The sequence below is a fragment of the Sphingomonas sp. Leaf17 genome, assembly GCF_001421505.1.
Lineage (GTDB): Bacteria > Pseudomonadota > Alphaproteobacteria > Sphingomonadales > Sphingomonadaceae > Sphingomonas.
Genome location: NZ_LMKL01000010.1, coordinates 50,447 through 68,435 on the forward strand (window position 1 = coordinate 50,447; position 17,989 = coordinate 68,435).

Genomic DNA, 17,989 nt, shown 5'->3' on the forward strand with positions numbered 1-17,989 from the left:
CGCCGGAAACACTGGCGGAAACGAAACACCCGCGAAAACGACGCCGGCTTGAAGCGCGACCGCCAGTCGTGCGATGGCACTTGAGGGTAAACGTATAACAGGGAGCGGCCACGGCCCGTCGCGCAATGGCGAACATCGTGCAGTTCGAAAATGTTGGGCTGCGCTATGGCACCGGCCAGGAGACGCTGTCCGACGTCAGTTTCGCGCTGGCCGCCGGCGCGTTCCACCTGCTGACCGGTCCCAGCGGTGCCGGCAAGACGTCGCTGCTGCGGCTGCTGTACCTGGCGCAGCGGCCGAGCCGGGGGATCATCCGCCTGTTTGGCGAGGATGCGGTGATGATGCCGCGCGACCGCCTGCCCGGATTTCGCCGGCGCATCGGCGTGGTGTTCCAGGATTTCCGGCTGGTCCCGCACCTGTCGGCGTGGGACAATATCGCGCTTCCCTTGCGCGTCGCGGGCGTGGTCGAGGCCGATATCCAGCAACCGGTGCGCGAAATGCTGGCCTGGGTCGGGCTGGCCGACCGCGCGCAGTCGCGGCCCGCCACGCTGTCGGGCGGCGAGCAGCAGCGTGTCGCCATCGCCCGCGCGGTCATCGCCCGGCCGGAAATGCTGGTGGCGGACGAGCCGACCGGCAACGTCGACCCCGACATGGCCGAACGCCTGTTGCATCTGTTCGAATCGCTCAACCGGCTGGGGACGACGGTCGTCGTGGCGACGCACGATTATCACCTGCTCAACCGCTTTCCCGCTGCGCGGATGATGCGGCTGGACAAGGGGCGGCTGATCGACCCGACCGGCAGCCTGCGCTATCCCCCCGCCGTCGGCGTGCCGGCATGAGCGGGGTTGCAAGCGGTGCGGTAACGGGGGGCGGCAGTACCGCCGAACGCCGCGTGCTGGACGAGGCGTCGGGCGTCCGGGCGATGACCTGGGTCATGGCGATCATGGTGTTCCTGACCGTGCTGGCGACCGCGCTGGGGCTGGCCACGCTGGAGGCGCGGGGGATGCTCGACCGGCAACTGGCGGGGCGGATGACGATCCAGATCGTCGAGGGCGATACCGCCCGCCGCGACGCGGTGGCGGCGCGGGTAACGGCGCGGTTGAAGGACCTGTCCGACGTGGCGCGGGTGCGCGTGGTCGATGACGCGACGCTGGCCCGGCTGCTCGAACCCTGGCTGGGAGCGGAGGCGGGCAGCGCCGAGCTGCCGATGCCCGCGCTGATCGACGTCGACCTGCGGACGTCCGATGCGGCCGCCGCGCAGCGGGTGGCGGCGGCGGTGCGCGCGGTCGCGCCGGGGGTCGCCGCCGACCGGCACGAACGCTGGATGTCGCCGGTCAGCGGCGTGATGACGACGCTGGCCGCGCTGGCCGGCGGGCTGGTCGTGCTGATGGCGGTGGCGACGGGCGCGGTCGTGCTGCTGGCGGTGCGCGCCGCGCTGGAGGCGCATCGGGCCACGATCGAGGTGATGCACATGCTGGGGGCGACCGATGTCCAGGTGGCGCGGCTGTTCCAGCGGCGACTGGCGCTCGACGCGCTGGTCGGCGGGATCGGCGGCGGGATCGTCGCGCTGGTCGTGACCGGGCTGGTCGGCGGGCAGGTCGCGGGGCTGGGATCGGACCTGCTGGGCGGGGTGACGATGACGGGCGGCGACTGGGTGATCCTGGCGCTGGTACCGTTCGGCTTCGTCGTGCTGGCGATGCTGACCGCGCGGCGGGCGGTGCTGACCGATCTGCGGCGGTCGCTGTGATCAGCCGGTTCCTTGCCGTTCTCGCGATCGCGTGGTCGCTGGGGTTCGCGGTCTTCATGCTCGCGCTGCCGGGGCCGCTGGAGGGGACGACCACGGATGCGATCGTCGTGCCGACCGGTGGTCCCGGGCGGATCGACCGTGGACTCGACCTGCTCGCACGCAAGCAGGCCAAGCGGATGTTGGTCACCGGTGTCGGGCCGGGCGTCCGGGCAATCGACCTGGCGCTGGCGAACAAGGCGTCGACCCGGCTGTTCGCCTGCTGCGTCGACCTGGGCGCGGACGCGGTCGATACCCGGTCGAACGCCGAGGAGACCGCCACATGGGTACGCCGGCATGATTACCGGACGGTCCGGCTGGTGACGTCGGACTGGCACCTGACCCGCGCGCGGATGGAACTGGCCGCGGTGGTCGGGCCGCATGTCGTGATTCTTGGCGACGGGGTGGCGAGCGATCCGCGGCTGGGGATGCTCGTCAACGAATATAACAAGCTGATCCTGCGTCGGATCGCACTGTGGATCGGAATGGGATCATGATCGCCTGGTTGCGGACATTGCTGTTCCGGATCGTGTTCTATGGCGGGTCGGTCGTCATCGTCGGCACGGCACCGCTGGTCGCCAAGGCGTTCGGGCAGGCGGTGCTGGTGCGTCATGCGCGGGTCTGGTCGCGCTTCCACCATTGGTGCGCGCGCGTCCTTCTGGGGATCCGCATCGTCATCGAAGGGCAGCGGCCGCGCGAGCCGGTGCTGTACGCGGTCAAGCATCAGGGGATGTTCGAGACGATCGAGGGGTGCGACCTGTTCGGTGGGCCGACCATCGTCATCAAGCGCGAACTGACCAACATCCCGGTCTGGGGCTGGGTCGCGCAGGCCTATGGCGCGATCGTCGTCGACCGGGAGGGGTCGGCGAAGATGCTGCGCCAGATGATGGCGGAGGCGACCGTGGCCAAGGCAACCGGCCGCTCGATCCTGATCTTTCCCGAAGGCACGCGGGTGTCGCCGGGCGAACAGCCGCCGCTGCGCTCCGGGTTCGCCGGTCTGTACCGGGTGCTGAAGATGCCGGTCGTGCCGGTGGCGATGGACAGCGGCGTGCTGGTACCGCGCAAAGGGGCGAAGCGGGCCGGCGTGATGACCTTCCGCTTCGGGGCGGCGATCCCGCCGGGGTTGCCACGCGAGGAGATCGAGGCGCGGGTACACGCGGCGATCAACGCGCTGGACATTCCGGCCTAGGCCGTTTGTCGTTCCCCCGCCTGGGCGGGGACGTAGCGGTTCCTTTAGTCGTGCCTGCGACCGAAATCCTCGGCGGCGTCGTCCTGGCCCTGCTCGACGATGCTGCGGCGGATCGCGCGGGTGCGGGTGAACAGGTCGAACAGCTCGTCGCCCTTGCCCCAGCGGATCGCGCGCTGGAGGTGGCTGAGATCCTCCGAGAAGCGTTGCAGCATTTCCAGCACCGCTTCGCGATTGGTCAGGAAGACGTCGCGCCACATCGTCGGGTCGGACGCGGCGATGCGGGTGAAGTCGCGGAAACCGCCGGCGGAATATTTGATGACCTCCGAACTGGTCACCTCCTCCAGATCGCTGGCGGTGCCGACGATGGTATAGGCGATCAGGTGCGGCAGGTGGCTGGTGACCGCCAGCACGCGGTCGTGATGGTCGGGGGCCATCGTCTCGACCTCCGCCCCCAGCCGCTGCCAGAATGTGGCGACGCGCGTCGCGGCGGTCTCGGGCATGCCCTCCAGCGGGGTGACGATGCACCAGCGCTTGTTGAACAGCGTGGCGAAGCCCGCCTCCGGCCCGCTGCGTTCGGTGCCGGCGACCGGGTGGGCGGGAACGATGATCGCGGCCGGCAGGGCCTCGACCAGGACGCGCGCGACCTCCGCCTTGCAGCTGCCGACGTCGCTGACGACCGCCTCGGGCGGCAGGTCGTCGACAAACTCGGCGGCGACCGCGCCCATCGCCCCGACCGGCACGCACAGGATCACCAGATCGGCGTCGATCACCGCCGCGCCGGCGCTGTCGGCGACATCGTCGCACAGGTCGATCCGCGTCGCGGTCGCGCGGACTTGCGGGTCGGCGTCATAACCGGTGACGCGCACCGTCGGCATCGCCGCGCGCACGCCGCGTGCGATCGACGAGCCGATCAGCCCCAGGCCGATGATGGTGACCCGTGCGAAAGGCAGCATCAGCCCGCCTGCTCGACCAGCGCGCGCAGGGCGGCGGCGACGCCGCGCGTCTCGCCTTCCGTGCCGATAGTGATGCGCAGCGCCTGCGGCAGGCCCTGCCCGGGCAGCCAGCGGACGATGTAACCGGCGTCCATCAGCCCCGTGTACGCCGCCTCGGCGCTCAGCCTTCCTTCAAACAGGACCAGCACGAAATTGGCCTTGGATGGCACCGCCTTCAGCCCGGCATTGCCCATCGACGCGATCTCGCCCTCGAACCAGGTGCGCCAGTGGGTGTTGTGGTCGCGGGTGGAGTCGACGAAGCCGGTGTCCCGCATCGCCGCGATCGCTGCCGCCTGACCCGCGATCGTCACGTTGAACGGCGCGCGGATGCGGTGGAGCGCGTCGATGATCGCGTCCGAGGCATAGCCCCAGCCGATCCGCTCGGCAGCCAGTCCGTGGATTTTGGAAAAGGTCCGCGTGACCAGTACGTTATGGCTGTTCGACGCCAGTTCGAGGCCGGCGTCGTCATCGGCCGCGTCGAGATATTCGGCATAGGCCTGATCGAGGACCAGCAGCACGGTGGGCGGCAGGCCGGCATGCAGGCGGGCGATCTCCTCGCGCGCGGTGAAGGTGCCGGTCGGGTTGTTGGGGTTGGCGACGAAGACGACCCGCGTCCGGTCGGTGACGGCGGCCAGGATCGCGTCGACATCGGTGGCATAGTCGCGGTCCGGCGCGACCACCGGGATCGCGCCGACGCGCCGCGTCGCGATGTCGTAGACCGCGAAGCCGTAGCGGACGTGGATGATCTCGTCCCCCGGCCCGGCAAAGGCGCTGGCGGCCAGATGCAGGATTTCGTCCGATCCGGTGCCGTAGAGGACGCGCGCCGGGTCTAGGTCGAACGCCGCCGCAATCGTTTCGCGCAGGGCGACCGCGCTGGCGTCGGGATAGCGTTCCAGCGACCCGCGCGCCGATGCGAACGCGGCGACCGCGTGCGGGCTGGTGCCGAGCGGGTTTTCGTTCGACGACAATTTGGCGACCACGCGGCCGTCATCGGTCGTCGACCGGCCCGGGACATAGGGCGCGATGTCGAGGATCCAGGGCTTTGGAACGGGTGCGGTCAGGGGGGGCGAGGCGGTCATCCGCGCGGCATAGCGCCGGTGGTCCGCGCTTGCAAAGGCGGCAGTCTTGCGTTGCCGGGTCACTGGGCCTAGCGATCCGCGCATGTCCGACGACCAGCGGTACGGCCTTGCGCGCCGCGTACGCCTAACCACCCCCCTCGCGCTTGATGGCGGCGGCCTGCTGACGCCGGTCGAAATCGCGTACGAGACCTATGGCACGCTGGATGCCGAGGGGGCGAACGCGGTGCTGATCTGCCACGCACTGACCGGCGACCAGCATGTCGCGTCCGACCATCCGCGCACCGGCAAGCCGGGCTGGTGGACGCGGATGGTGGGTCCGGGCAAGCCGATCGACCCGGCGCGGCATTTCGTGATCTGTTCCAACGTCATCGGCAGCTGCCTTGGGTCGTCGGGTCCGGCGACGGTCGATCCGGCGACGGGTGCGCCGTTCGGCATGGTGTTTCCGGTGCTGACGATCCGCGACATGGTGCGCGCGCAGGCCATGCTGCTCGACCATCTGGGCGTCGCCGCCTTGCGCGCGGTCGTCGGCGGGTCGATGGGGGGCATGCAGGCGCTCAGCTGGGCGGCGACCTTCCCCGACCGGGTGCGGTCGTGCGTCGTCATCGCTTCGACCGCGCGCCACACCGCGCAGAACATCGCCTTTCACGAGGTCGGGCGGCAGGCGATCATGGCGGATCCGAAATGGCGCGGCGGGGCCTATTACGGGCATGACGATCCGCCCGCGGCGGGCCTTGCGGTAGCGCGGATGGCCGCGCACATCACCTATCTATCGGAGGCCGGACTGACCGAGAAGTTCGGCCGCAAGTTGCAGGCGCGGCCCGACAGCCCGGACGGGGCCAAGAGTTTCGGATTCGACGCCGATTTCCAGGTGGAAAGCTATCTGCGGTATCAGGGCCTGTCGTTCACCGACCGGTTCGACGCGAACTCCTATCTCTACATCACCCGCGCGACCGATTATTTCGACCTGGCTGAGGAGCATGGCGGGCGGCTGGCCAATGCGTTTGCCAACAGCCGGACACGGTTCTGCATCGTCAGTTTCGACACCGACTGGCTGTACCCGACGGCTGAATCGCGGACGATGGTCCACGCGCTGAACGCGGCGGGCGCGGCGGTCAGCTTCGTCGAGCTGAAAAGCCCGTATGGCCATGACGCCTTCCTGCTCGATTCGCCGGAACTGAACCGGGTGGTCGACGGATTCATGAGAGCCGCACGATGACCCTGAGACCCGATCTGGCGATCATCGCCGACCATGTCGCGGCGGGTACGCGCGTGCTGGATATAGGCTGTGGCGACGGGGCGTTGCTGGCGGCGCTGCGCGACCGGCACGGCGTCGATGCGCGCGGGCTGGAGATCGACCCCGACGACGTCGCGACGGCGGTGGCGCGCGGGCTGTCGGTGGTGCAGGGCGATGCCGATACCGACCTTGCCGCCTATCCCGATGGCAGTTTCGATTACGCCATTCTCAGCCAGACATTGCAGACGACGCGCGCGCCGGACCAGGTGCTCGACCACCTGCTGCGGATCGGCGGACGGGCGTTCGTCAGTTTTCCGAACTTTGCGCACTGGCGCGTGCGGCTCTCGCTGCTGTGGGGCGGGCGGATGCCGGTGACGCGGCTGTTGCCGGAACAATGGTACGACACGCCCAACATTCACCATGTGACCGTCGACGATTTTCGTAGCCTGCTGGCCGAACGATCGGTGACGGTGGAGGGCGCGTGGTTCCTGTCGGGTGACAAGCGGACCGGATCGGCGGCGGCCAACGTGCTGGCGGAGCACGCGGTGTTCCTGTTGCGACGCTGAATATCGGAACCGAAACGGGCGTATCGTGTTACAACGCGGTAACAAGGATCAACCCATGAGTCGCACCGCCCTCATCGTTGAAGACGAGATCTTCGTCGCGCTCGACCTCGAACGCATCCTGATGGATGCGGGCTATACGGTTGCGGCAATCGCGCCGGACAGCGAAACGGCGCTGGCGGCGGCGCCGGGATGCGATTTCGCCCTGGTCGACGTCAATCTGCGTGATGGTCCGACCGGGCCGTCGATCGCCGCCCGGCTGGCGCAGGATTTCGGGGTAAAGGTCGTGTTCGTGACCGCCAACCCGGCGCAGATCGGCGATATCGAATGTGCGCTCGGCTATGTCCGCAAACCATTCAGCGAAAGCGCGATCGTCGCGGCGGCGCGTCTGGCGGAAACGGGCGAGGCGGCAGGCGATGTCGTCATCCCCATCGCACGATCCGTGCGGAGTTAGACAAAGCCCCGAAGTCACGATCGACGTCGATACGAAAAAGGCGGACCCGCATTATGCGGACCCGCCTTTTTCCTTGTGTCGATACGTCTGCGTCGATGCAGGGGATCAGCGTCCTGCGACGTCGGCCTCATGCGGCTCTTCGCCCTTGGCCTTGGCGTCGTCGTAGCGCTTGATCGCCTCGATCGTGATCTGGCGGGCTTCCTCGGCACCGCCCCACTTGCCGATCCGTACCCACTTGGTCTTTTCCAGATCCTTGTAGTGGGTGAAGAAGTGCTCGATCTGCTCGAACACGATCTCCGGCATGTCCTCGCGCTCAAGGACGTTGCTGTAATAGGGGAAGGTCGAATTGACGGGCACGCAGACGAGTTTCTCGTCGCCGCCGGCCTCGTCCTCCAGGTTCAGCACCGCGATCGGCCGGGCACGGACGACGCAACCCGGGATGAACGGCGAGCGGGCGATGACCAGCGCGTCGAGCGGATCGCCATCGGGCGACAGCGTGTGCGGCACGAAGCCGTAATTCGCCGGATAGCGCATCGGCGTGTGGAGGATGCGATCGACGAAGAGCGCGCCCGACGCCTTGTCGAACTCGTACTTCACCGGCTCGCCGCCGGTCGGCACCTCGATGATGACGTTCAGGTCTTCGGGTGGGTTCGCGCCCACCGGGATCATATCGATACGCATGGCAATCCTTCTCGAATCAAAGCGGCGTCGCGGATCAGCGCGGTGCCAGGAGCCGGTCGAGCCCGCCATCGCCGGTCCCCACCTTCTCAAGGCGCGGATAGCGGGGGCCGCCGTGATAGTCGATGGCGATGTCACGGAAGCGGTCGTTGGATTTGACCAACAGCCGGATCGGTTCCTTCGACGTCGCCGCCGCCAGCACGGCCGCCTTCAGCCGGTCGCCGGAAAACGCCTCGCCGTTGATCGCGGCAATGGTGACGGCGTTGTCGAGGCCGGCCTTGAACGCCGGGCTGTCCCAGATCACGGTCGTGACGTCGCCGTCCTTGTTGGCGGTCAGGCCCAGCGAATAGTTCAGGTTGGTGCCGACCGATTTCTCCTGGTTCTTGAAGAACGGCGTCGGTTCTGGCGTGTAGGCCAGTTTGTAGCCGTTCATCGCGAAGCCGTTGACGGGCGCGGGCTTGCCCGTCTCGGTGATCCGCTGCTGCAGGAAACCGGCCCAGTCATAGGGCTGGATGGCGTTCAGCGTCTTTGCCACGTCGTCGAACGTGTAGGTCACCTCGCCCCAGTCGCCGTCGCGGATGCCGAAGAACGCCCTGGCGAAATCGTCGATCGACTTCGTGCCGCCCGACTTCTGGCGGAGCATCGCGTCGACCTCCATCCAGATCATCAGCCCTTCGTTGTAGTAATCCTCGCTGCGCTGCCAGCTGGTCCAGCCCTTGGGCCGGCGCGCGGAGATGATGGGATCGTTGGTGGTGTCGAGCAAGTCGCGCCACTGGCGGGCGGGAGCCGCGTCATAGATCGCGGCGATCGCGGCATAGGCGTCGAGCGTATCCTGCTTCGACACCAGGCCCGATCGTGCCTGAAGGACATAACCCCAGAACTGGGTCTGCCCCTCATACACCCAGAGCAGCGAGTTGCGCATCGGCGTGCGGTAATCGGGCGTCCACAGGTCCGCGCCGCGCCGAAACTTGCCGTCCCAGCTGTGCGTGAATTCGTGCGGCAGGAGGTTGCGGCTTCCGGGGCCGTCGTTCCAGTCGGTGAAATAGCCCGGCTTCACGCCGTTTTCCGAACTGCGGTGATGTTCGAGGCCGATGCCGCCCAGCTTGTCGGTGATCGACAGCAGGAACTCGTAATGGTCGTAATGCTGCGCGCCGAAGGTCTTTGCCGACTGTTCGACCAGCCGCTTGTGCGCGTCGATCTGCGCCGGGGTGGCGGCGAGCTGTGCCGGCGTATCGGCGAAGACGTTCAGGTCGACCTTCGGGCTGAGCGGCCATTCCCTGTAATAGCGGCCGGCGAGCACCGGCGAGTCCACCAGGATCTCGTAATTGGTGGTGTCGTAGCGATAGGTCGCGCCGCTGACCTTCGCCGGTATGGCCGACACGGCGGTCCAGCCGGCCGGATAGGTCACGGTCGCGGCGATCGGAATCTGGCGGGTATAATAGCCGGCCGGGTACAGGCTCATCGAATTGAACTGCACGCTGGCCATCGTCGGGGTCATCACAATGCGGCCCTGATCGGGCTTGGTCGCGGAGATAAACTGGAACTCCAGGTCCAGCTTGCGCACGCCCTGCGGCACGTCGATGTGGAAGGCGAAGACGTCGACCGGATCGCGCGTCCACGGAATCACCCGGCCGTTGCCGCGGATGACGAGACCGGCGAACTTCTCGATCTCGCCGCGCGGGGAATGCGCGCCGGGCAGCCATTTCGGATAGAGCAGCGCCATAGGTCCGGCCTTGGCGACGGGGATGGTTTCCTTCGCGCGAAAAATGCCGCGCTCGGTGTCGGTCGCGTCGATATCCAGCGTGATCGTGCCGGGATAGGGGGTGTCCTGCGCCTCAGGGATCGTGTCGACGAACGGAACCGGCCTGGGCGCGGTATTGCCCGGCGGAACCTGTGCGGTGGCGATGGCGGCGGAGGAGGCGAGCAGCAGGGCGACGACGAGCTTGGCGGTCATGGGGTTCCGTTCAGGCAATAGCGCGAAAGGACGAAGGTTAAGCGGGGTTTAGGTCAGTCGTCCAGTCCCTTTATCCCCCACCCAGCACGTTGATCGTGAAGGCGACGATGCCGAGGTTGAAGATGAACGCCGCCAGGCTGTGGCCGGTGACGACACGGCGCAGATAGCCGCTGCGGATCTCCACGTCCGACGTCTGGAACGTCATGCCCAGGGTCACGCTGAAATACAGGAAGTCCCAGTAATCCGGTTCGTCGGTACCGGGTATGTCCAGCCCGCCGCGGTCGCGACCGTCGGGACCGGCGGTGTAGAAGGCATGCGCGTAATGCAGCGCGTACACCGTGTTGGTGAATGCCCACGCCAGCGCCAGCGTGACGAGGACCAGCGCGATCGCGACCGCGTCGGTCTTGCCCCGCAATTCCCCGGCGACCGCGACCAGGATGACGAGCGACACCATGAAGCTGAGGCCCAGCAGCAGCGCGCGGTTGGCGTCGTTGTCGCGCGCGACCTGCCGCATCCGGTCGGCCTCGCTGCCGAGCAGGGTGGCTACCGCGCCAAGGAAGACGAGGGCGGCTCCGTCGAATGCGACCATCGTGCCGCGCCCCAGGCCAAGGATCGGGATCGCCACGACAAGTCCGGCCGCCAGCACGACCAGGAACAGGATGAAACGGACGGGCGCGATCCGCGATCCGATGCCGCCGGGTGTCATGGGGGGTGTCGTGGGGGGCGTCATGCGATGGTGCTAGCGTCGAACGCGCGCCTCGCCTAGATAACCGCGCCACTATGGCCCGTATCCAGACCCCCAATCGCGTGCGTGGCACGCAGGACATTTTCCGCGACGAGCAACGCGCCCACGCGCATGTGCTGTCCACCTTCGAGCGCGTCCGTGCGCTCTATTGTTTCGAACGGATCGACATTCCGGTGTTCGAGGCGACCGAGGTGTTCGCGCGCAGCATCGGCGAGACGACCGACGTTGTGTCGAAGGAGATGTACACCTTCCCCGATCGCGGCGGCGAGAGCCTGACGCTTCGCCCCGAGTTCACCGCCGGCATCGCCCGGGCGTACCTGACCGGCGGGTGGCAGCAGTATGTGCCGCTGAAGCTGGCCACCAGCGGCCCGGTGTTCCGCTACGAACGCCCGCAAAAGGGCCGGTTCCGCCAGTTCCATCAGATCGACGCCGAAGTCATCGGCGCGGCCGAACCCGCGGCGGACGTCGAACTGCTGGTGATGGCGGACCAGTTGCTGCGCGAGCTTGGGATCGAGGGCGTGACGCTGCAACTGAACACGCTGGGCGATGCCGAGACGCGCGATGCCTGGCGCGCGGCGCTGGTCGCGCATTTCGAGGCACACCGGGCGGATCTGTCGGAGGACAGCCTGAAGCGGCTGGAGAAGAACCCGATGCGGATCCTGGACTCGAAGGATTCGAAGGACCGGCCGATCGCCGATGCCGCGCCGGACATCGACGCGTATCTGACGCCCGAGGCGCGCGCGTTCTTCGATGCGGTGACCGGCGGGCTGGATGCGGCCGGCGTCGCATGGGAGCGCAATGCCCGGCTGGTGCGCGGCCTGGATTATTACCGGCATACCGCGTTCGAATTCGTCACCGACCGGCTGGGCGCGCAGGGGACGGTGCTCGCCGGTGGGCGCTATGACGGATTGATCGAGAGTCTGGGCGGGCCGGCGACGGCGGGCGTGGGCTGGGCGGCTGGGGTCGAGCGGCTGGCGATGCTGGTGGAGGTGCCGGCGGTTGGTGCTCCACAGCTTGTCATTGTGGCGGAGAATAACGCTCGTCAGGCAGACGCGCTCGCACTTGCAGCTAGAATGCGGCGCGGAGGCGTCGCAACAGAGCTCATCGTCACGGGTAATACGAGCAAAAGATACTCCAAAGCGCAGCGCTTGGATCCGGACTGGATCGCCTCGCTTGATGTGCGCGATGGCCACTACACGCATAGCTTTCGCCCGCGTCATCTGGTTGGCAGCCTCGACAACGAGATCGAGAAGATTTTTTGGTCAGAGGTTGAGAGGCTTGGCTTAGGGCAGCCTTCCGCATGACCACCATCTCCCCGGACCGGATCCGCGCGATCGAGGCGCGGCGTGACGAGTTGCAGGCGCTGATGGCGACCGGCGACTTGCCCTCCGACCGCTTCGTGGCGGTGTCGAAGGAGTATGCCGAGGTCGAGCCGGTGGCGGCGGTGGCGGGCGACGTGCGGCGGTTGCGGGCGGAGGCGACGAGCCTTGCGTTCATGGCCGAGGATGGCGACGCCGAAATCCGCGAGATGGCGGCGGACGAACTGCACGAAAACCGGCTGGCGCTGGAGGCGGCGGAGCGGCGGCTGGCGCTGGCGCTGTTGCCGCGCGATGCGGCCGATGAGCGGTCGGCGATGCTGGAACTGCGCGCCGGGACCGGTGGCGACGAGGCCGCGTTGTTCGCGGGCGACCTGTTCCGCATGTACCAGCGCTATGCGGAATCGCAGGGCTGGCGGGTCGAGCTGATCTCGTCCTCCTCGTCCGACGCGGGCGGGTTCAAGGAAGTCGTCGCCAGCGTGACGGGGCAGGGCGTGTTCGCCAAGCTGAAGTTCGAAAGCGGCGTCCACCGCGTGCAGCGCGTGCCGGCGACCGAGGCGGGCGGGCGGATCCACACTTCGGCGGCGACCGTCGCGGTGCTGCCCGAGGCGGAGGAGGTCGACGTCAAGATCGACGACAAGGATCTGCGCATCGACATCTACCGCTCGTCGGGGCCGGGCGGCCAGTCGGTCAACACCACCGATTCCGCCGTGCGGATCGTCCATATCCCGACCGGGCTGACCGTGATCCAGCAGGACGAGAAGTCGCAGCACAAGAACAAGGCCAAGGCGATGCGCGTCCTGCGCACCCGGCTGTACGAGGCGGAGCGCGACCGGCTGCACGCCGAACGGGCGGGTGCGCGCAAATCCATGGTCGGGTCGGGCGACCGGTCGGAACGGATCCGGACCTATAATTTCCCGCAAGGCCGCGTGACCGATCACCGGATCAACCTGACGCTGCACCGGCTGCCCGAGATTTTGACCGGCGAGATGGACGAACTGCTCGGCGCGCTGATCGCGCAGGACGAGGCGGAGCGGCTGGCGCAGCTGGATGGGTGATGTGGGGGCTGGTGTTATGGTTCGCGCAGAGACGCGGAGGGCGCTGAGAGGGTTTGTAGCGGTTCAGTCCGTTCGTGATGCTGTCTTTGCGTCTTCTGCGCCGCTGCGCGAAACCGTCTCCGGCTATTTCAGCGGAAGCGACAAAAGCGGCTTTTCGACTTCCCTGTTCCCCCGGGAAGGCGGGGGTCCAGAGTTGCGGGCATCCCGCGCGGTAGTATTTTGTAACCCTGGATCCCCGCCTTCGCGGGGGAACAGGGTGGTATCGGACATGGCGGCGTGACCGGGCCTGCCGGTGATCGCGGGGCGCGTGCAGCGCTTGCCGATGCAGCGGCGCGGTTCGGGTTTTCGGCGACGCCACGGCTCGATGCCGAACTGCTGCTGGCGCATGTGCTGGGGGTTGAGCGGAACCGGTTGCTGCTGACGCTGGACGATGTGGTGGTCCCGGCCGGGTTCGCCGATCTGGTGGCGCGGCGCGTGGGGCAGGAGCCGGTCGCCTATCTGACCGGAACGCGCGGTTTCTGGACGGTGGACCTGATGGTCGGACCGGGGGCGCTGGTGCCGCGCGCGGACAGCGAGATCCTGCTGGTCGCCGCACTCGATCATTTCGGGCAGCGGCCGGTCGGCAGCATTCTCGATCTGGGAACGGGACCGGGCACGCTGCTGCTGGCGGCACTTGACGAGTGGCGGTCGGCGGACGGGCTTGGCGTGGACCGGTCGGCGGCGGCGCTGGACTATGCGCGGGCCAATGCGGCGGCGCTGGGCATGGGGGCGCGGGCGCGATTCATGCTGGGCGACTGGGCGGCGGCGCTCGACGCGACGTTCGACCTGGTGCTGGCCAACCCGCCCTACATCGGCACGGACGAGATCCTGCCGGACGAGGTGCGCGGGCATGAACCGGCGGGCGCGCTGTTCGCCGGAACGGACGGGCTGGACGCCTACCGACTGATCGCGCCGCAGCTGCGCCGGCTGGTCGCGCCGGGCGGGGTGGCGATCGTCGAGATCGGACATGCGCAGGGCGACGCGGTGTCGGCGCTGCTCGCTGCGCAAGGGTTCGCCACGCAGGTCCGCCACGACTATGGCGATCGACCGCGCGCGGTGGTCGCGACGTGAACAATCGGTCGTTCGTGGTCCATGGGACGGGAATAATCGGTCGTGCGCCACCATATTTCGCTTGTCGGACGCATCCCTCCTTCGCTATTGGACGAACCGGGGACCACAACATCAACACAAGTCGTTGATCTGGGCTGATGCCCCGCATCCTTAGTCACGATATCGCTGCAGTCCGGCGATCTTGGCGGGATCCGTCGATGCCCCCGGGGGCAGGACGGGCCGGGAGTTTCACCGCACAATCGCGAGCATGGCCAGATTTTGGTTTGAGGACGAGGACACAAGCTTGATCAACAATCGCCAGCAGCAGCAGGCCGGGCGTCGCCGCGGTCGCGGTGGACAACAGCAGCGTCCGCAAGGCGGCGGCAACGGGCCGCGCGACAACGGCAACCGGATCGACAACCGCGCGCGCGGCAATGCGAGCCAGCTTCACGAGAAGTACAAGACGCTCGCTGCCGACAGCCAGCGTCAGGGCGACCGGGTCACCACCGAATATTATCTGCAGTTCGCGGACCATTATTTCCGGGTGCTGAGCGAAACCCGCTCGCGCTTCGAGGAACAGCGCCGCCCGCAGGACGACGAACAGTCCGAGCAGGACGGCGACGATTATGGCGACGAGGGCGAAATCGTCCGCGCCAGCGACCAGCCGATGGCGCACACCGGCAACGAGCCGCGCCGCGTCCGCGACGGGAATCGCGACCAGAACGGGCGCGAGCAGGACGGCGGGAATCGCGACTATGGCAACCGTGACACCGTTCGCGACGGCGGTCGTGATGGCGGACGCGAGAACAATGGTCGTGACGGCGGCAATCGCGACACGCGGGGCGGCAATCGCGACAACAACTACCGTGACACTGGTGGCCGTGATGGCGGCAACCGAGACGGGGCTAACCGGGATGGTAGCACGCGTGAAGCGCGCGACTATGGCAACCGTGAGAATGGCAATCGCGATCAGGGCAGCCGCGACACCGTAAACCGCGAACCGGCCCGCGAGCGCGAGGACCGCCGTCCGCGTACGCCCCGCGTCGAAACGGCCACCCCCCGCGAGCCTCAACGCGACGAGGCATCGTTCGACGCGGCACCGCGCGAGATCGCACCGACGATCACCGTCGAGGCACCGCAGGACGTGACCGCCGATACGGAGGCTCCCGCCCCCCGTCGTCGCGGCCGGCCGCGTCGCGAAGTCGCGGTCGAGGCAGAGGCACCCGTCGGGTTCGAGGCGGATCGCCTGCCCCCGTCGCTGGGCATCTCGGCGATCGTCCCGACCGATGCCGCACCGGCCGAAACCTTGGTCGAGGGCGGAGCGCCGGATGAGGTCAAGCCACGTCGCCGGCGGGTCCGCGCTACGCCAGAATCCTCGGCGGCCGAATAACGCGCGGCCACGACCTGGGTCGCGAAAGGGGCCGGTCCTGCATCATGCGGGGCCGGCCCTTTGCGTATCAGTCGATATTTTCCACATCCTCGTCATGACCGCTGCCCGAACTCAGGAACACGAGACCCATGAGCGCGCCGGCCATCATCACCGATCCGCCGACACCGCCGATGATCCCCAGCATGGTGGCGATGTGCAGCGGCCCTTGGACATGCGCCATCACGACGATGACGGCGGCGACGCAGATCGCGGCGGCCAGCGTCATCCACGCCATCATCATGCGGAACCGCGCCCAGGCGAATCGGGCATAATCGGGATCGCCGAGTCCGGAAGGGCTGTCGCGCATGCTTCCCAATGGCCTGCAAACATGGTTCTCTTCAAGTACGGCGCGAATGACGCCGGTTGAAATGGGAGAGCGGACATGACGATCGCGGCAATCCTGGCGGGCAAGGGCGGCGATGTCGTCGCGCTGACTGCCGACATGCGGGTTTCGGACGCGGTGGCGATCCTGGCGGAGAAGCGGATCGGCGCGGCCCCGGTGATGGACGGCACGGCCGTGCTCGGGATCTTTTCCGAACGTGACGTGATCCACTGCCTCCATTCCAAGGGTGCGGCTGCGCTCGATACGCGGGTGGCCGACGTCATGACCGCGCCGGTGCAGAGCGTGACCCCGAAGGAGGCGGTGATTGGTGCGCTGTCGCTGATGACCAGGCGGCGTATTCGCCACCTGCCGGTGATGGACGGCGACCGGATCGTCGGGTTTGTCTCGATCGGCGACCTCGTCAAATACCGGATCGAGCGGATCGAGGCGGATGCCGAGGCGATGCGCAGCTACATTCAGTCGGCCTGAAGCGTCCGGCCGCGCACCATCGCCACGACTTCGCGCAAGAGGGGGCGGGCGACGACGGCCAGACTGCCGGCATAGACCAGCGCGCCGATACCCGCGAGCAGCAGCAGTCGCAGCGGCGACGGCAGTGGCGGCAGGGCGGTGTCGATCGCAGCGACGATGGCGGCCATCGCCAGCGCGGCGACCAGCGCCGGCAGGATCGCGCCCGCCACTGCCCTCAGTCGCGTTCCGATGACGGGTAACGATCGCCACAGGCTGATGCCGAGATAGACCGGATAGGCGACGATCCATCCCATCGCCAGACCGGTTGGGCCATAGCGGACTCCGACCAGGAACGCGGCGGCCAGCACGACCGACCCGCACGCACCGTTGACGACACCAATGCCCGGCCGCCCGCGCGCGTCGCACGCCGGGGTTATCAGCACCTGCAGTGTCATGAATGGCATGGCGAGCGCCAGCAACCGGACGACGGGAATCGCCTCCGCCCATTTCGCGCCGAGCATCGTCAGCACGATCGGTTCGGCGGTGACGAGCAGCCCGAAATAGAAGGGCAGCGCGGCGGCCATCACCACCCGCACCGCGCGCAGGAAGGCACGGCCGATCGCGGAGGGATCGGCCTGCATCCGCGCATAGGCGGAAAAGGCGACCTCGTTCAGCGGTGGCACGAACTTCGACACGAAGATCTGGGTCAGGAACAGCGCGGTGGTATAGATACCCAGGTGATGCGCCGACAGCGATCGGCCGGCGATGAAGACGTCGGCCTGGCTCTGCGCGAACCAGAACAGCTGGCCCGCCGCCATCACGCCGCCATAGCGCGCCATCGTGCCGGCGCCGCGAAAATCGAAGCTCGGCCACACCAGCGAACCCGCCGACCATGTCATCATCGCGCCGCGCACCGCGAACAGGACGATGGGTGCCGCCACCAGCGTCCAGACACCGAACCCCAGCAACGCGCCGCCAAGCGCGGTCGACGCGCTGGCGATCGACGCGGTGATATTGGCCCGCGCCTGATGCCGGAAGTCCATCCGCCGCGACAACAGCGCATAGGGCAGCGCGATAAACGGGGTCGTCAGGTACAGCAGCGCCTGGACGCGCAGCATGTCGGCGATCATCGGCTGACGGTAATAGGCGGCCGCCAGCGGCGCGAGCACGAGCTGTCCGATCGCCAGCGCGGCGTTGAGCAGGACCAGCATCCCGAACAGCTGGCGGATGTCGTGCCTCGCAATATGCGGTCGCTGGATCAGCCCGCTCGCGAGGCCGTAGCCGTTCAGCATGTTGAGGAAGACCAGGATCACCTGCGTCATCGCGAACAGGCCATAGTCCGACGGGCTGAGAATACGCAGGACCAGGAAGGTGGCCGACCACTGGACGAGCTGGGCCAGAATCTGGCTGCCCGATCGCCAGATCACGGCGCTGCGCACCTGATTCGCGAACGAATCGGGCAAGGGGCTTGGTGATTCGGCGACCGCTGACATGATTCAGGCCGTATAGCGGACAGGTTTAGGACCGCTGAACGGCGCGTGGTTCCGTGATTTTTGAGGAAAAGTCAGAAAAGTTTCAGTTTGTGTTTGACGTGTGGGGTGGTTGGACGTAGAGGGGTTTCACCGCAGCGGTTGACCGG

General features: G+C 67.5%; 19 protein-coding genes. 12 read left to right on the forward strand and 7 right to left on the reverse strand.

What is annotated here, in order from left to right; all coding sequences use genetic code 11:
• Positions 1-125: 125 nt before the first annotated feature.
• The 4 genes from ftsE to ASE75_RS14815 are packed head-to-tail and all read left to right on the forward strand — an operon-like array spanning position 126 to position 2,969.
• The gene (gene ftsE, locus ASE75_RS14800; RefSeq protein WP_055935072.1) at positions 126-836 is read left to right on the forward strand and encodes a cell division ATP-binding protein FtsE; all 711 of its coding nucleotides are present in this window, start codon (positions 126-128) and stop codon (positions 834-836) included.
• Complete coding sequence (locus ASE75_RS14805; RefSeq protein WP_055935075.1) at positions 833-1,744, forward strand: cell division protein FtsX; 912 nt, start codon at positions 833-835, stop codon at positions 1,742-1,744. Before ftsE ends, ASE75_RS14805 begins: the two co-directional genes overlap by 4 nt.
• The gene (locus tag ASE75_RS14810) at positions 1,741-2,277 is read left to right on the forward strand and encodes a YdcF family protein (RefSeq protein WP_055935079.1); all 537 of its coding nucleotides are present in this window, start codon (positions 1,741-1,743) and stop codon (positions 2,275-2,277) included. Before ASE75_RS14805 ends, ASE75_RS14810 begins: the two co-directional genes overlap by 4 nt.
• Positions 2,274-2,969, forward strand: a complete 696-nt coding sequence (locus ASE75_RS14815; RefSeq protein ID WP_055935082.1) for a lysophospholipid acyltransferase family protein — start codon at positions 2,274-2,276, stop codon at positions 2,967-2,969. Before ASE75_RS14810 ends, ASE75_RS14815 begins: the two co-directional genes overlap by 4 nt.
• A gap of 44 nt (positions 2,970-3,013) precedes the next feature.
• Here ASE75_RS14815 and ASE75_RS14820 read toward each other — a convergent pair whose 3' ends face one another.
• Both ASE75_RS14820 and hisC read right to left on the reverse strand, forming a co-directional pair.
• Positions 3,014-3,922, reverse strand: a complete 909-nt coding sequence (locus ASE75_RS14820; RefSeq protein ID WP_055935085.1) for a prephenate/arogenate dehydrogenase family protein — start codon at positions 3,920-3,922, stop codon at positions 3,014-3,016.
• Positions 3,922-5,040: a histidinol-phosphate transaminase gene (gene hisC, locus ASE75_RS14825; RefSeq protein ID WP_443025356.1), complete on the reverse strand. Its 1,119-nt coding sequence runs from the start codon at positions 5,038-5,040 to the stop codon at positions 3,922-3,924. The genes ASE75_RS14820 and hisC overlap by 1 nt, the downstream gene beginning before the upstream one ends.
• An 82-nt stretch (positions 5,041-5,122) precedes the next feature.
• Here hisC and metX point away from each other — a divergent pair, with 82 nt between their 5' ends.
• From metX to ASE75_RS14840, 3 genes are read left to right on the forward strand one after another with little or no spacing between them, the layout of a single operon-like run.
• Positions 5,123-6,256 carry a homoserine O-acetyltransferase MetX gene (gene metX, locus ASE75_RS14830; protein WP_055935088.1) on the forward strand — a complete coding sequence of 378 codons (1,134 nt, stop codon included), beginning with the start codon at positions 5,123-5,125 and terminating at the stop codon, positions 6,254-6,256.
• Positions 6,253-6,840, forward strand: a complete 588-nt coding sequence (gene metW / locus ASE75_RS14835; RefSeq protein WP_055935092.1) for a methionine biosynthesis protein MetW — start codon at positions 6,253-6,255, stop codon at positions 6,838-6,840. Before metX ends, metW begins: the two co-directional genes overlap by 4 nt.
• Before the next feature lie 25 nt (positions 6,841-6,865).
• Positions 6,866-7,291 (forward strand): response regulator, encoded by a 426-nt coding sequence (locus tag ASE75_RS14840; protein ID WP_268796056.1) that lies wholly within the window; start codon positions 6,866-6,868, stop codon positions 7,289-7,291.
• A gap of 105 nt (positions 7,292-7,396) precedes the next feature.
• Here ASE75_RS14840 and ppa read toward each other — a convergent pair whose 3' ends face one another.
• The 3 genes from ppa to ASE75_RS14855 form a co-directional block, all read right to left on the reverse strand.
• On the reverse strand, positions 7,397-7,972 hold the full coding sequence (gene ppa, locus ASE75_RS14845; protein ID WP_055935097.1) for an inorganic diphosphatase: 576 nt from the start codon (positions 7,970-7,972) through the stop codon (positions 7,397-7,399).
• Positions 7,973-8,006: 34 nt separating this feature from the next.
• Positions 8,007-9,923, reverse strand: a complete 1,917-nt coding sequence (locus ASE75_RS14850; protein ID WP_055935100.1) for a M61 family metallopeptidase — start codon at positions 9,921-9,923, stop codon at positions 8,007-8,009.
• Positions 9,924-9,993: 70 nt separating this feature from the next.
• Positions 9,994-10,629, reverse strand: coding sequence for a DUF1345 domain-containing protein (locus ASE75_RS14855; protein WP_055935103.1), 636 nt, complete (start codon positions 10,627-10,629; stop codon positions 9,994-9,996).
• Between the two features lie 74 nt (positions 10,630-10,703).
• Here ASE75_RS14855 and hisS point away from each other — a divergent pair, with 74 nt between their 5' ends.
• The 4 genes from hisS (at position 10,704) to ASE75_RS14875 (ending at position 15,521) form a co-directional block, all read left to right on the forward strand.
• The gene (gene hisS, locus ASE75_RS14860; RefSeq protein ID WP_082464027.1) at positions 10,704-11,972 is read left to right on the forward strand and encodes a histidine--tRNA ligase; all 1,269 of its coding nucleotides are present in this window, start codon (positions 10,704-10,706) and stop codon (positions 11,970-11,972) included.
• Positions 11,969-13,042 carry a peptide chain release factor 1 gene (prfA, locus tag ASE75_RS14865; protein WP_055935106.1) on the forward strand — a complete coding sequence of 358 codons (1,074 nt, stop codon included), beginning with the start codon at positions 11,969-11,971 and terminating at the stop codon, positions 13,040-13,042. Before hisS ends, prfA begins: the two co-directional genes overlap by 4 nt.
• A 276-nt stretch (positions 13,043-13,318) precedes the next feature.
• Positions 13,319-14,152, forward strand: coding sequence for a peptide chain release factor N(5)-glutamine methyltransferase (gene prmC, locus ASE75_RS14870; RefSeq protein WP_055935108.1), 834 nt, complete (start codon positions 13,319-13,321; stop codon positions 14,150-14,152).
• A gap of 283 nt (positions 14,153-14,435) precedes the next feature.
• Positions 14,436-15,521 (forward strand): DUF4167 domain-containing protein, encoded by a 1,086-nt coding sequence (locus tag ASE75_RS14875; protein WP_082464029.1) that lies wholly within the window; start codon positions 14,436-14,438, stop codon positions 15,519-15,521.
• Positions 15,522-15,588: 67 nt separating this feature from the next.
• On the opposite strand, the gene ASE75_RS14880 is transcribed toward ASE75_RS14875, so the two are convergent.
• Positions 15,589-15,867 (reverse strand): hypothetical protein, encoded by a 279-nt coding sequence (locus ASE75_RS14880; RefSeq protein ID WP_055935113.1) that lies wholly within the window; start codon positions 15,865-15,867, stop codon positions 15,589-15,591.
• A gap of 75 nt (positions 15,868-15,942) precedes the next feature.
• Between ASE75_RS14880 and ASE75_RS14885 the strand changes: the two genes are divergently transcribed.
• Positions 15,943-16,371, forward strand: coding sequence for a CBS domain-containing protein (locus tag ASE75_RS14885; protein ID WP_055935116.1), 429 nt, complete (start codon positions 15,943-15,945; stop codon positions 16,369-16,371).
• Here the strand turns inward: ASE75_RS14885 and ASE75_RS14890 are convergent.
• Positions 16,359-17,843 (reverse strand): lipopolysaccharide biosynthesis protein, encoded by a 1,485-nt coding sequence (locus tag ASE75_RS14890; protein ID WP_055935120.1) that lies wholly within the window; start codon positions 17,841-17,843, stop codon positions 16,359-16,361. The two genes, ASE75_RS14885 and ASE75_RS14890, sit on opposite strands and share 13 nt — an antisense overlap.
• Positions 17,844-17,989 lie beyond the last annotated feature (146 nt).

Excerpts from the sequence above, each read along its gene's own strand:
- metX (WP_055935088.1), top strand. The coding sequence starts at position 5,123 with ATGTCCGACGACCAGCGGTACGGCCTTGCGCGCCGCGTACGCCTAACC.
- ftsE (WP_055935072.1), top strand. The coding sequence starts at position 126 with ATGGCGAACATCGTGCAGTTCGAAAATGTTGGGCTGCGCTATGGCACC.
- ASE75_RS14815 (WP_055935082.1), top strand. The coding sequence starts at position 2,274 with ATGATCGCCTGGTTGCGGACATTGCTGTTCCGGATCGTGTTCTATGGC.
- ASE75_RS14885 (WP_055935116.1), top strand. The coding sequence starts at position 15,943 with ATGACGATCGCGGCAATCCTGGCGGGCAAGGGCGGCGATGTCGTCGCG.
- ASE75_RS14805 (WP_055935075.1), top strand. The coding sequence starts at position 833 with ATGAGCGGGGTTGCAAGCGGTGCGGTAACGGGGGGCGGCAGTACCGCC.
- hisC (WP_443025356.1), bottom strand. The coding sequence starts at position 5,040 with ATGACCGCCTCGCCCCCCCTGACCGCACCCGTTCCAAAGCCCTGGATC.
- prfA (WP_055935106.1), top strand. The coding sequence starts at position 11,969 with ATGACCACCATCTCCCCGGACCGGATCCGCGCGATCGAGGCGCGGCGT.
- hisS (WP_082464027.1), top strand. The coding sequence starts at position 10,704 with ATGGCCCGTATCCAGACCCCCAATCGCGTGCGTGGCACGCAGGACATT.
- ASE75_RS14880 (WP_055935113.1), bottom strand. The coding sequence starts at position 15,867 with ATGCGCGACAGCCCTTCCGGACTCGGCGATCCCGATTATGCCCGATTC.
- ASE75_RS14855 (WP_055935103.1), bottom strand. The coding sequence starts at position 10,629 with ATGACACCCGGCGGCATCGGATCGCGGATCGCGCCCGTCCGTTTCATC.
- ASE75_RS14850 (WP_055935100.1), bottom strand. The coding sequence starts at position 9,923 with ATGACCGCCAAGCTCGTCGTCGCCCTGCTGCTCGCCTCCTCCGCCGCC.
- ppa (WP_055935097.1), bottom strand. The coding sequence starts at position 7,972 with ATGCGTATCGATATGATCCCGGTGGGCGCGAACCCACCCGAAGACCTG.
- ASE75_RS14890 (WP_055935120.1), bottom strand. The coding sequence starts at position 17,843 with ATGTCAGCGGTCGCCGAATCACCAAGCCCCTTGCCCGATTCGTTCGCG.
- ASE75_RS14820 (WP_055935085.1), bottom strand. The coding sequence starts at position 3,922 with ATGCTGCCTTTCGCACGGGTCACCATCATCGGCCTGGGGCTGATCGGC.
- metW (WP_055935092.1), top strand. The coding sequence starts at position 6,253 with ATGACCCTGAGACCCGATCTGGCGATCATCGCCGACCATGTCGCGGCG.